This is a genomic window from Acinetobacter sp. 1294596 (assembly GCF_000582925.1).
GTDB classification, from domain to species: domain Bacteria; phylum Pseudomonadota; class Gammaproteobacteria; order Pseudomonadales; family Moraxellaceae; genus Acinetobacter; species Acinetobacter radioresistens.
On the sequence record NZ_JFCC01000001.1, the window covers coordinates 70544 to 84514 of the forward strand.

Genomic DNA, 13971 nt, shown 5'->3' on the forward strand with positions numbered 1-13971 from the left:
ATTATTTGTCCGCTTCGGGCGTAGCCGGAACTGCAGTAGTTTTGACATCTGGTGGCAAGTATTCTGTTTTGATCACATCCTGTAGCTCACTGTAGGGTACTACAAGACGTGGCAGGCCAACCACATAGGGGCCAATTTCATATTCTCCATATTGTAAAATCAATCCCTGCTTGGCTAAAAAGAAATTATTAGAGAGCTTGAATTTCCAGACCTGTTCATATTCTTCTACACTACTGGCGAGCTTGTTCTCCATCACCCAGTTCTGGAAGGCACTATAAAATTTCTTTTCGAGTACTGCCTGTTGATTGCCATTTAAAATATCTTTTAGCTGTAGCTGCTGCTTTTTCACAAGATCAAAATTATAATATTGCTGAGATGCTGAGCCATGTGCACCGCCCAAGTAACTGCTAGTATTTAACACAACTGTCACCAAGGGACCTTTACTTTGAAGTACCTTGGGCGCCACGGTCAGACTGATCTGCTGGTTGGCGCTTAATGTCTTGATTTCACGGTCTAGATCTAAAAAGACATCGGCATAACGCTGCACCTGAGCATCAAAGTTTTGCTGATCAATTGGAGTAGTGGTTGAATTTGTCTGGCTGGTTTCAGGTTGGCTTTCAGCAGTATCTTTTTTTGACTGAACTTCTGAATTTTCAACCGGTTTTTTTACCATTTCACTAACGTCAAGAATCTGCTCTAGACTGCTTAAAACAGCCTGGTCTACTGCATCATCTACAAAGGCGTAATTAGAGCTGAGGCGTTTTACATCGAACTGTGGGCAGGTATTACCTTTACATTCCGGCATAGTGACAATCACATCAACCTGTTTCGCCTCTAGAACCGGTTCTTTCTGTTGAGGCACCGCAGACTTTTGTTCAGTCTGTGGCTTTTGTTCCGGTTTATCCTTCGGCTGGCATGCCGTCAAACCTATAACTCCGACCAATAAACTTAAGCTTAATACCTGTTGAGTTCTTAACATTACTGCCCACCCATTTTCGTCTTACTTTAGACCGCCTTGTATTAGCCTAATGGCTTTATTCAGTAATTCACAATTTTTTTTGTATCTCAACTTAAAACATTTGTTGATATATTTCAGGTTTAAGTATCTGCTGGGTCTGTTTGCGGTTCAGATAGATATCCAGCTGGCTGGCTTCAGGCGCTATCTCATGTGCACGATAATGTATACCTATCCCTTCTCCATCAAAAAACCAGTCTGACTGAGACCAAGATAATTTTTTAGGAGCATCTTTACGAACCTCGGCTGTCTCTTTTTCTAACCAGTCCTGATAATGCTGCTGAACCAAGGTGTTTAATGTAGTTTTTTGCTCAGGCTTTAAAATATCATTTAAACTCAAAGCTTTCTGGACTTTGCGGTCTGCTACAAAAAAATATTGCCGGTCTTTAATAGTTAGTTCTTCAATTTTACTGTCTATGCCTATTTGCAACAGTACATATTGATTACGCTGTGATGCGATACGAGTCTTCATTTTCAGCTCGTATGCACGGTTTTTAGAATATTTCGCCTGCCACTGATCTGAAGCTTTTATAAAAGCATTGACTGCCTGTTGTAAACTCAAATTCTGATTCAGATCAATCTGCTGCTGAATAATCTGTGCCTGATTTTTAGCGATCCATTGATTTAGCCAGACATCCTGAGTATTGATAGTTTGAATATCGATATCAATACAGTTTTTCTTTTCACAAAATGGCAAAGCATACTCAGCACGTTGCTCTTTAATATTTAAATAAGGAAGCACATCAGCCTGATCTATTACTTTTTCAGCATAATGTTGCTGGCTTTTTGACTCAGAGGCCTTATGTTTTTCTTCACAGCCCATAAGGCTTAGTACTGAGCAGATCAGGATAAGTGTAAAGTAGGGCTTGTTACGCATTTTATATTCCTTCTGCTCAATGAACTTTATAATAAAACAGCCTCCGAAGAAGCTGTTTTATATCATGACTATTTAGTGTTCACGTGTATTGCGGAATTCAATATCTGGCCAGCGTTCCTGCATGAGTTGCAGATTCACCCGGCTCGGCGCCAGGTAAGTCAGATGTCCACCGCCATCTACAGAGAGCTGATCATGAGCTTTTTTCTTGAATTCATTCAAGATTTTTTCATCATCACAGTAAATCCAGCGCACCGTATTAATACTGACCGGCTCATAAAGACAGTCCACCTTATATTCTTCCTTGAGGCGATAAGCCACTACATCAAACTGTAGTACCCCGACTGCTCCCACAATCAGATCATTACTGATCTGTGGCATAAATACCTGAGTTGCACCTTCTTCAGAAAGTTCTTTCAGCCCCTTTTGTAGCTGCTTGGATTTTAAAGGGTCTTTAAGACGGACTCGACGGAACATTTCAGGTGCAAAGTGTGGAATACCGGTAAAATGCAGACTTTTGCCCGAGGTAAAAGTATCACCAATCTGAATAGTCCCGTGATTATGAAGCCCAATAATATCACCCGGCCATGCTTCTTCCAGATGCTCACGTTCACCTGCCAGAAAGGTCAGTGCATCACTGATCCGCACTTCTTTTCCAATGCGGACATGATTCATCTTTAGACCTTTTTCATATTTACCCGAACAGATTCGCATAAAGGCAATTCGGTCCCGATGTTTGGGATCCATATTTGCCTGAATCTTGAAAACAAAACCAGAGAATTCTTCTTCAGTCGCTTCAACTACACGCTCCTGTGCCGGATGTGCCTTAGGCTCAGGTCCCCAACCAATAAATGCATCCAGCACGTGATCTACACCGAAGTTGCCCAATGCAGTACCAAACAGCACAGGTGTCTGTTTACCTTGCAGGAACAGGTCACGGTCAAATGGATCGCTCGCCATTTGTACCAGCTCCAGTGACTCTTCAAAAGCAGCAAAGGCCAAATCGCCTACTTTTTCACGAATATCGGGATGATCGTAGCCGTCACGTACTTCAATCTCAGTAATCACTGAGCCGAAGCCATGCTTGTATAGGTACAGCTTGTTTTCCGCAATGTGATATACCCCGGCAAAATCACGCCCCATACCCAAGGGCCAGGTAATTGGCACACAACGGATTTTGAGAACATTTTCAATTTCGTCAAGTAATTCTAGGGGCTCACGGATTTCACGGTCCATTTTATTGACGAAAGAAATAATCGGCGTATCACGCATCCGACAGACTTCCATTAATTTAATGGTTCGCTCTTCTACACCTTTCGCCCCATCAATCACCATTAATGCAGAGTCAACGGCTGTCAGTGTACGATAAGTATCTTCCGAGAAATCTTCGTGTCCTGGCGTATCAAGCAAGTTAATTACATGATTTTTATAGGGAAACTGCATCACTGATGTAGTAATCGAAATTCCCCGCTCTTTTTCCATTTCCATCCAGTCAGAAGTCGCTGCACGGTCCGACTTACGACTTTTAACCATACCTGCTACCTGAATAGCTTTACCCCATAACAGGAGTTTCTCGGTCATGGTCGTCTTACCGGCATCGGGGTGCGAAATGATGGCAAAAGTCCTGCGCGCCTTTACCTGACTGATTAATTCATCTTTAAACATTGATAAAAATCTGCATTTGTACACATCCTGTCTAAAACATCAACGTGATGTTCTGAAAGCATGTGAGAGAAAAATTTGAAATTGGCGCAATTGTAGCAGATCAAGACTGCTTTTAAATCGGTAGTTGTATGGCAGTTTTATTTTTGAGAGTTTTTATCTTTTAGAGTTGAACGCTTTGTTTATAAACTTTTAAGCGCTCAACCTCAACAGGCGCACCTAATAGATAACCTTGTAATTGCTGACAACCTAAACGTGTCAGAATTTCCGCCTGCAGTGGTGTCTCCACACCTTCGGCAGTGACAATCAAGCCAAGTTTTGTCGCTAACTGAATAATACTTTCTAGAATAATTTCTTCTTTATTCCCCGGCTTTAACCCGACAATAAAACCCCGGTCAATCTTCAATTCATCTACAGGTAAATCTTTTAAATACAGCAGACTTGAATGTCCGGTACCAAAATCATCAATCGCAAGACGGATTCCCATTTTTCTGAGTCGCTCAAAACTACGAATACTCAGTTCAATATGATGCATGGCAGTAGATTCAGTAATTTCAATAATCAGGTTATTTGGCTGGATCCTGTACTTTTCCAAGAGGTTTTCCAAGGTATCAAACAGCTTCTGATGCTCGAACTGGATTGCAGAGAGATTAACAGCAACCGGACAGAGGCTGATTCCATTTTGTTCCCAATACTGGATCTGTTTGCAAGCTTCTTCAAGCGCCCAATATCCCATCGGAATAATCAGACCGGTTTTTTCAGCCCCTTCTATAAACATATTAGGGCTAAGCAGGCCCAAGGTAGGATGCTTCCAGCGAATTAAAGCTTCTACCCCACAAACTTCATAGGTTTTAGCTGAAAATTTGGGTTGATAAAACAGGATAAATTGCCGCTCTTCTACAGCTTTATACATATCATTAATCAGTTTAGACTGACTTTGAGCTTCATACTGATGCACAGAATAACTAAAGACAGCATAGGTATTGCGACCCTGTTCTTTCGAAGCCAGCATAGCAGCATCTGCATTGATCAACAGATCCTGCAAATTAGTACCATGCTCTGGATAAATCGCAATACCGATACTGCACGAAATATTGATTTCCTTGCCCGCGATCAGATAGCTTGCCTGAATTAGGCTTAAAACTTTTTCAGCATAATAAATGGCACGTTTACGTCCAGTATTTTCAATGATCAGGAGAAATTCATCTCCCCCTACACGTAACAGTTTAGCCTCAGGGCCAAGATTTTGATGAATACGGGCAGCTACCTGAATCAATAACTGGTCACCTACCTGATGGCCAAAAGCATCATTTACTGCCTTGAAACGGTCCAGATCAATATATAAAAAGGCAAAACTCTTTTTATTTATTTTATGCTCAATAAATAAATATTGGGCATAATCTAGCAGAAAAAGGCGGTTAGGAAGCCGAGTCAAATTGTCCTGAACAGCCAGGTTGGCCAGTTCTTTATTAATTTCCATAAGGCGCCGGTTACGTTCTTCCAGACGCTCTTCCAGAATCGCTACCAGAAATGCTGTCATGAGTACCAGACAGGTAATAAAAACAATAGTAAATAATAAGAGTGTACGTCCTGCCTGGTAATGTTCCAGAACTTCAATCTGTCCACCGGTATAGAAAACGACACCAGCCATGGCAATATAATGAACACTGGAAATACTGAGTGCAAATACCAGCGCTACACCCAGTTTAATCCAGAACCGGTATTTAGTAGCATGCTGATATTTAAAAGCCAACCAGAATGACAATCCTGTTCCCAGTATTCCAACTAACACTGAAAGAATTACCAGCAAAAGCTGGTAATAGATCATATAGCCATGCAGGATGAGACCCATCATCCCGGTATAATGCATACCAGAGATTCCAAGCCCCATCACTACTGCAGCAAGTACCAAACGTGGTAGGGACAGAAATTCACGAGAAGTTAACCAGAGTGCAAAGATAGAAGCAGCTGAAGCAACTAAATATGAAACGATGGTTAAGGCAGGGTCAAATACTGACTCTTGGGAAAGATGCACAGCGAGAAGCCCGGCAAAATGCATTGAACAGATCGCCAGACCTAAAAACAAACCACTCCCGGCAAGAACTACATTATGATACTTAGGAAAAGTATTTTGAATTAAAAGCTCACGTAGCGAGATTGCAATATAACAGACGGCTACGGCCACCAAGACCGAGCCTAACACCAGTATGCTGTTATAATGCATATGAACCATAAACAATCCAAAACAAAATGATAATTATTCTTCTTGCAAGTTAAGTACCTTAAAGCATACCTGTTATGAGTAGCGTAAAGAATTGGTAAGATTATTTATTCCTGCATTTAGGTTAATTCTTTTTATTTTCATTATCAATTAAATAATTTCTTAAATAATGCTTTAAAAATTACCTTTTATCTGGAAAATTCTATAGAACGTTAAAATAAAAATAAATGACCAGAAAAACAGCACGAAATAATAGATGATTTATTTTCCAGTCCTTTTTAGCTCATCATTTTAAAACTCATAATAGCCATACATCCAATATGAAATATATATTCTGGAATCCGGTAAATTTTTTCGTTAACTTAGCCTGAAGTTATTTTTAAATTTGGTATTTTATAAATCTTGAGAACAATTAAAACAGATCATTATTTAACAATTTTAAGTCTCAAGATGTTTATCATGAAGTAGAATTTAAGAAAGAGTACTTAATAAAAAATTAAAAACAGAATATTTAATAATCACTAAATAGGTATTCTAATTTTTTCACTCATAAAATAAAAACCCTACATAATGCAGGGTTTTTATAAATAAAGACAGAAACTTAGTTTTTCTCTTTATCAACAATCTTGTTAGCTTGAATCCACGGCATCATTGCACGAAGTTTATTGCCTGTTACTTCAATACCATGAGCAGCATTTTGACGGCGACGCGCAGTCATGGACGGATAGTTTAAGGCACCTTCCTGAATAAACATCTTCGCATATTCACCTGACTGAATACGTTTTAATGCATTACGCATTGCTTCACGAGACTGTTCATTAATAACCTCAGTACCAGTCACATATTCACCATACTCAGCATTATTTGATACTGAATAGTTCATATCTGCAATACCACCCTCAAACATCAAATCTACGATCAGTTTAAGTTCATGCAGACATTCAAAGTAAGCCATTTCTGGTGCATACCCTGCTTCAACCAGTGTTTCGTATCCCATTTTAACCAGTTCAACCGCTCCGCCACAAAGTACAGCTTGCTCACCAAACAGGTCAGTTTCAGTTTCTTCGCGGAAAGAAGTTTCAATGATACCAGTACGGCCACCACCTACACCCGAAGCATAAGACAGCGCAACATTACGTGCATTACCTGAAGCATCCTGATGGATCGCAATCAGATCAGGAACGCCTGAACCACGCTGGAATTCTGAACGTACGGTATGGCCTGGTGCTTTCGGTGCAATCATGATGACATCAAGATCTTTACGCGGAACAACCTGGTTATAAAGAACAGAGAACCCGTGGGCAAATGCAAGTGTTGCACCTTCTTTAATATTTGGTTCAATAACATCACGATAAAGTTGTGACTGGAATTCGTCTGGAGTGAGGATCATAACCAGATCAGCCTGTTTGACTGCTTCAGGAACTTCTGAAACTTTAAGGCCAGCATTTTCTGCTTTTTTCCAAGAGGTAGAACCTGCACGCAGGCCAACCGTAACGTCTACTCCAGAATCTTTCAGGTTCAGTGCATGTGCGTGGCCTTGTGAACCGTAACCAATAATCGCTACTTTTTTGCTCTGGATGATTGATAAATCACAGTCTTTATCATAAAAAATTTGCATTTGTTATCTCCGCTATAATGCTTTTTAAATTCAGTTAGATGGTTAAAACTTTTTCGCCACGCGCGATACCTGACACACCAGAGCGAACCACTTCAAGAATGGTATTCTCTGCAAGTGCATCAATAAAACCATCTATTTTTTCTGTTGTCCCTGCAATCTGGATGGTATAGGTGGTTGGGGTTACATCCACTACCTGGGCCCGGAAAATGTCTGCGGTACGCTTGATCTCGGCTCGCGCTGCACCTAATGCTTTAACTTTAATCAGCATCAGCTCGCGTTCAATATGAGCACCTTCAGACAGGTCGACCACTTTTACTACTTCAACCAGCTTATTCAACTGCTTGGTAATCTGTTCGATCTTATGGTCATCACCATAAGTTGTTAAGGTCAAACGTGACAAGGTTGGGTCTTCAGTTGGTGCCACGTTGAGGGTTTCAATATTGTAGCCACGCTGACTGAACAAACCAACCAGACGGGAAAGCGCGCCGGCTTCGTTCTCTACGAGTACAGAGATAATATGTCTCATTTCGTGCGCTCTCCTTTTGTCAACCACATATCTTGCATAGACTGACCTGCAATCAGCATAGGATATACATGCTCAGTACGGTCTACCATGACATTGATGAAGACACACTTGTCATTGATCGCCATCGCTTCGGCTAGTTTAGACTCCAGTTCATCTGCATGATCAATTTGGATCCCAACATGACCATACGCTTCCATCAGTTTTGGAAAATCAGGTAAGGACTCGACATAAGAACTAGAATGACGACCTTCATAATTCATATCCTGCCACTGTTTTACCATACCAAGTGCACGGTTATTCAGGCAGAGAATTTTGACATTCAGGCCATACTGTTTACAGGTCGATAATTCCTGAATACACATCTGGATAGAAGCTTCACCAGTAATACAAACCACCTGCTGTTCTGGACAGGCCAGTTTGGCAGCCATGGCATATGGTAAACCTACGCCCATGGTACCCAGACCACCAGAGTTGATCCATTGACGTGGCCGCTTGTACTTATAATAAAGTGCAGCAAACATCTGGTGCTGCCCTACATCAGAAGTAATAATGGCATCTCCATTGGTCAATTTGCACAGGGTTTCTACTACCTGTTGCGGTTTCATTGAACCATCATTAGCCATTTGATATTTCAGGCCGTGTACCTTGCGCCATTCATTGATCTGGCTCCACCAGTCAGCAATTGCCTCAGGATTCGGCTTGGAAACATTCATCTGCTTCAACTGGGCCAGCATTTCCTGTAGTACCGGCTCTACTGCGCCTACAATTGGAATATGCGCCATAATCGTTTTTGAAATGGTCGCAGGGTCAATATCAATATGAATAACTTTAGAATTTGGGCAGAATTTTGCCGGATTATTGGTAACACGGTCATCAAAACGTGCACCAATCGCCAGAATTACATCAGCATTATGCATCGCCATATTGGCTTCATAAGTTCCGTGCATGCCTAGCATACCAATAAACTGAGGGTCATTACCCGGGAATGCTCCCAGTCCCATCAGGGTATTAGTCACCGGATAACCCAGAGTATGCGCCAGTTCAGTCAGCAGATGAGAAGCATTGCCCTGTACTACGCCACCGCCAGTATAAATTACTGGACGTTTGGCTGAGATCAGTTCGTCAATTGCTTTACGGATCTGACCTGCATGACCACGTGAAGGCGGCTGATAAGAACGCATCTTCACTTTTTCCGGATACTCGTAGGCAAATTTTTCAGCCGGATTGGTCGCATCTTTAGGAATATCAACCACAACAGGGCCCGGACGACCAGATGCTGCAATATAGAACGCTTTTTTAATAATTGCCGGAATTTCACTGGCATGACGGACCTGGAAACTGTGTTTTACGATTGGACGGGAAATACCGACCATATCTGTTTCCTGAAATGCGTCTTCACCGATGAGATGGCTTGCAACCTGGCCAGACAGAATGACCATTGGAATTGAATCCATATAAGCAGTTGCAATTGGAGTTACAGTATTGGTTGCACCTGGACCTGAGGTAACCAGAACTACACCAGTTTTGCCGGTAACGCGTGAATAAGCATCAGCCATATGACCTGCAGCCTGTTCATGGCGCACGAGGTAATGCTTGACTTTGTCTTGTTGAAATAGCGCATCGTAGATATGTAAAACTGCGCCGCCTGGATATCCAAAAACATGTTCAACGCCTTCATCCGCAAGTGCGCGAACGAGCATTTCACCACCAGATAAAAGTTCCAACGTGATTCACCCTAATCTTATTTGCATTATCATATGGAAGGCATAGATAAGTGCTTAATTCATTAACTGTCTGCACTGTTATAGCACACATATTTCATAGTTTTTGCCGCAATAGGAAAAAATTCTGATCGGGCTGCTGTTTGAGCGGCACAGTGATCTAAAACATGCTGGGATAAACATATTTTACGGTTTTGTACATCTCCTCGGCTAGAGGAAATGCCCATTGCGTATCATGTCACTTATTCGAAGGGTGATCGAACAGATGCATATAAAACCTGAGCAAGCATTTTTCTTGTTTCAGACTGTAAAGTCAAGATGAAAGATTGGCTTTTTTTGCTCAATAAATAGTTCGAACAATTTTTCTACTATTTTCTTAAAAAATTCATAAATATATTTTTTAACAAATAGAATCAGTATTTTAATTATAAAAAAAAGTTTGAAATCTCTTAAAAAAATTGAATATAAAAAGTTATATGCATAATCCTCTGTATAAAAAATTACCCATATTTTTCTTTCTAAATTAAATATAATGAGGCAGATTAGTCGCTGATAATTACTACCTATTTAAACAGGTATATTTTAATAGTATCTATTGCTTGGAAACGCTAAACCCTTCTCTGATTTTTATAAGGATGAAAGCCATGATATTGAATTCATTAAAGCGTAAAAGCTTGATACATCTGATTATTATCAGTACGGGTGCAGGTCTTAGCCAGCCGTTATTAGCACAGCAATATTATAAATGGGTAGACCGTAAAGGGACAACTCACTATACGACCACTCCACCGCCCAAAACAGCCAAGAAAAAAGGCAAAGTGGAAACTTATGGCTGGCATAATTCAGCCCCACTCAATACAAACCAGCCTAATACTCAAGATAGCCAAGCTGTAGCATTGCCGCAGAATATGCAGACGCCACAAGTTAATTCTGTACCATCCGGTAATTCTCAGCAAAATGGACAAACGCAGGCTATTCCAGTTCTTCCTGCTACTGCCCCTCAAACACTGGCAACTCCTTCAGAAAATGTGAATCAGCAGCCTCGTTAAGCCAATCTTTGATTAAAGTACAACTTTTCATAAAGAAAGCACCTGCAAAATTCACATTTAGGTATATTTTGCGCTATGCTTTCCACAAAATTTTTATTGCTGTTCATTAGACGTTTATGACTACTCACATTGACCCTGAATATCAAGCGAGCGCGATTGAACCTCAAGTCCAACAAGACTGGGATAATCGTAAAGTATTTAAAGTTGCCGATACGGTTGAAGGTAAGCACCGTTACATCCTTTCGATGTTCCCTTACCCAAGTGGCAAACTCCATATGGGTCATGTGCGTAATTATACGATTGGCGATGTCATTAGCCGATTTTATCGTCTGAAGGGTGAAACCGTGCTTCAGCCTATGGGTTGGGATGCGTTTGGCCTACCTGCTGAGAACGCGGCAATTGCACATAAGGTTGCTCCAGCAAAATGGACATTTGAAAATATCGCTTATATGCGAGACCAATTAAAAAAACTCGGCCTGTCTGTAGACTGGGATCGTGAATTTGCGACTTGTACACCAGAATATTATCACTGGGAGCAATGGTTATTTGTTCAGCTTTATAAAAAGGGGCTCATCTACCGTAAGCTTTCAACAGTAAACTGGGATCCGGTTGACCAAACAGTTTTAGCTAATGAACAGGTAGAAAATGGCCGCGGCTGGCGTTCTGGTGCATTGGTTGAAAAACGCGATATTCCAATGTACTACTTCCGTATTACAGACTATGCACAAGAATTATTAGACGACCTAGACACGCTAAAAGACGGCTGGCCTCAACAAGTGTTGACCATGCAACGTAACTGGATCGGTCGCTCTACTGGTATGGAAATTACTTTCCCATCTGCTAATACCGAAATTTATGCTGACGGCCTAACTGTTTATACAACACGTGCTGACACGCTTATGGGCGTGACATATGTTGCTGTTGCAGCAGAACATCCTCTTGCGCTTAAAGCTGCTGAAAATAACCCTGAATTGGCTGCATTTATTGAAGAGTGCCGCATGGGTTCAGTTGCAGAAGCAGACTTGGCAACAGCCGAGAAAAAAGGCATGGCAACAGGCTTGTTTGTAAAACACCCTGTAACTGGTGAAGAGCTTCCTGTCTGGATCGCAAACTACGTATTAATGTCTTATGGTTCTGGCGCAGTCATGGCTGTACCGGCACATGATGAACGTGATTTTGAATTTGCCAACAAATTCAACTTGCCAATTAAGCAAGTGATTGATGCCAAAGGTGCTGACGATGCAGACTACTCTGCTACCGAGTGGCAAGAATGGTACGGTTCTAAAGAAGGTAAACTTGTTAACTCTGGCGAGTTTGACGGTCTAGAATTCCAAGCTGCATTTGATGCATTCCTTGCGAAATTAGAACCACAAGGTTTAGCAAATTCTAAAGTTCAATTCCGTTTACGTGACTGGGGTGTTTCTCGTCAACGTTACTGGGGTTGTCCAATTCCAATGATTAACTGTGATACTTGTGGTCAAGTCACAGTTCCAGAAGATCAACTTCCGGTTGTATTGCCGACTGACGTTGTTCCAGATGGTTCAGGTAACCCGCTTAATAAAATGCCTGAGTTTTTCGAGACCAAATGTCCTTGCTGTGGTGGCGATGCACGCCGTGAAACAGATACATTGGATACCTTCGTAGAGTCATCTTGGTACTATGCGCGCTATGCATCTCCAGACTTCACTGGCGGCATGGTTAAACCTGAAGCAGCTCAAAACTGGCTACCTGTAAACCAATACATTGGTGGTGTTGAACACGCGATTCTTCACTTACTTTATGCGCGTTTCTTCCACAAATTAATGCGTGATGAAGGTGTTGTACAAGGTAATGAGCCATTTACCAACTTGTTAACTCAAGGCATGGTACTTGCAGATACGTTCTATCGTGAAGCAGAAAATGGTAAGAAAACTTGGTTTAATCCTGCTGATATCGAACTCGAACGTGATGAGAAAGGCCGCATCATTTCTGCAAAATATACAGGGGATGGTCAAGGAGTGATTATCGGCGGACAAGAAAAAATGTCCAAGTCGAAAAATAACGGTATTGCCCCGCAAGCCATTATTGATCAATACGGCGCAGATACAGCTCGTGTATTCATGATGTTCGCTGCCCCACCAGATCAGTCACTTGAATGGTCGGATGCAGGTGTTGAAGGTGCAAACCGCTTCCTGAAACGGATATGGCGTTTAGCCACTGGCTTCCTTGAAAAAGGTAACAATGCATCAAACATCGACAAAACTGCATTGTCTGCTGCCGCGCAAGATTTGCGTCGTAAAACACATGAAACCATCCAGAAAGTTAGTGATGATATTGAACGTCGTCATGCATTTAACACAGCCATTGCGGCAATGATGGAACTGTTGAATGCCAATAACAGGTTTGAGGCAAAAGATGATAATGATGTGGCAGTTGCACGTGAATCCATCATGGCACTGCTTACATTGCTTGCTCCTTTCGCGCCACACTTAAGTCAGACATTACTGGCCAAGTTTGGAAGTGATTTAACCGCTGCACTGTTCCCTGTTGTGGATGAGTCTGCATTGGCTCGTAATACGCAGACTATTGTGGTACAAGTAAACGGTAAACTTCGTGGCAAACTTGAAGTTGCTGTCGATATTTCTAAAGAGGAACTGTTGGCTCAGGCCAAAGCCCTGCCAGATATCCAGCAGTTCCTGACAGGACCAACCAAAAAAGAAATTGTTGTGCCAAACAAACTGGTTAACTTGGTCGTTTAATTAAATACATAGCAAAGAGGAAATGGCATGCACCTGGCCCAACGTTTAGCAGCAATTGTTTTAACTTTAGGCTTAAGTGCAGGCCTGGTTGGCTGTGGGTTTCATCTCAAGGGAACAGAACCTACAGCAATGCCTCTGGCCTATCAAAAATTAAGTCTTGTCTTACCTGCAAATGCTGAAGAGCTACAGAGTCAGTTAAGTATTTATCTGACTGCCGCAGGCATTCAGCTGACCAATTCACCAGATGCTTATGTACTTCGGGTAGTAGAATATACACCAAGACGCCAACTGCTTAATGGTAAGCTCACCGAGGTTTTACTGCGTCTGACTGTCACCATCCAGATTGAAGATCATCAGGGTAATCCGGTCACCGAACCACGTACCCTTACTGCATCACGCAGCTACCAGTATGATGTGGAAACTGTAAATACAGATAATCAGGAAGAAGGCTATTTACAGCGGCTACTAATTGATGATATTGCCCAGCAAATCAGTCGCCAGATCAGCTCTAACCGCTTGCCGCGTATACAGAATGCATCCTGACAGC

Annotated in this window: 10 protein-coding genes; 3 read left to right on the forward strand and 7 right to left on the reverse strand. The window is 41.7% G+C overall.

What is annotated here, in order from left to right; all coding sequences use genetic code 11:
- Position 1: 1 nt before the first annotated feature.
- The 7 genes from J502_RS00335 to J502_RS00365 all read right to left on the reverse strand — a co-directional run bounded on the left by J502_RS00335 (position 2) and on the right by J502_RS00365 (position 9640).
- Complete coding sequence (locus J502_RS00335) at positions 2 to 979, reverse strand: RsiV family protein (RefSeq protein WP_005405722.1); 978 nt, start codon at positions 977 to 979, stop codon at positions 2 to 4.
- Between the two features lie 91 nt (positions 980 to 1070).
- Positions 1071 to 1892, reverse strand: coding sequence for a hypothetical protein (locus J502_RS00340; protein WP_005405680.1), 822 nt, complete (start codon positions 1890 to 1892; stop codon positions 1071 to 1073).
- A 72-nt stretch (positions 1893 to 1964) separates the two neighbouring features.
- Positions 1965 to 3554: a peptide chain release factor 3 gene (locus tag J502_RS00345; protein WP_005405912.1), complete on the reverse strand. Its 1590-nt coding sequence runs from the start codon at positions 3552 to 3554 to the stop codon at positions 1965 to 1967.
- Positions 3555 to 3714: 160 nt separating this feature from the next.
- Positions 3715 to 5784: a putative bifunctional diguanylate cyclase/phosphodiesterase gene (locus J502_RS00350; RefSeq protein ID WP_005405915.1), complete on the reverse strand. Its 2070-nt coding sequence runs from the start codon at positions 5782 to 5784 to the stop codon at positions 3715 to 3717.
- A 589-nt stretch (positions 5785 to 6373) separates the two neighbouring features.
- Positions 6374 to 7390, reverse strand: coding sequence for a ketol-acid reductoisomerase (gene ilvC, locus J502_RS00355; protein WP_005016389.1), 1017 nt, complete (start codon positions 7388 to 7390; stop codon positions 6374 to 6376).
- A 34-nt stretch (positions 7391 to 7424) separates the two neighbouring features.
- Complete coding sequence (gene ilvN / locus J502_RS00360; protein WP_005016393.1) at positions 7425 to 7916, reverse strand: acetolactate synthase small subunit; 492 nt, start codon at positions 7914 to 7916, stop codon at positions 7425 to 7427.
- Positions 7913 to 9640: an acetolactate synthase 3 large subunit gene (locus J502_RS00365; protein WP_005016394.1), complete on the reverse strand. Its 1728-nt coding sequence runs from the start codon at positions 9638 to 9640 to the stop codon at positions 7913 to 7915. The genes ilvN and J502_RS00365 overlap by 4 nt, the downstream gene beginning before the upstream one ends.
- Before the next feature lie 641 nt (positions 9641 to 10281).
- Between J502_RS00365 and J502_RS00370 the strand changes: the two genes are divergently transcribed.
- The 3 genes from J502_RS00370 to J502_RS00380 all read left to right on the forward strand — a co-directional run bounded on the left by J502_RS00370 (position 10282) and on the right by J502_RS00380 (position 13967).
- Positions 10282 to 10686, forward strand: coding sequence for a DUF4124 domain-containing protein (locus tag J502_RS00370; RefSeq protein ID WP_005405798.1), 405 nt, complete (start codon positions 10282 to 10284; stop codon positions 10684 to 10686).
- Positions 10687 to 10802: 116 nt separating this feature from the next.
- Positions 10803 to 13424, forward strand: coding sequence for a leucine--tRNA ligase (gene leuS, locus J502_RS00375; protein ID WP_034682683.1), 2622 nt, complete (start codon positions 10803 to 10805; stop codon positions 13422 to 13424).
- A gap of 27 nt (positions 13425 to 13451) precedes the next feature.
- Positions 13452 to 13967 carry an LPS-assembly lipoprotein LptE gene (locus tag J502_RS00380; protein WP_005405723.1) on the forward strand — a complete coding sequence of 172 codons (516 nt, stop codon included), beginning with the start codon at positions 13452 to 13454 and terminating at the stop codon, positions 13965 to 13967.
- Positions 13968 to 13971 lie beyond the last annotated feature (4 nt).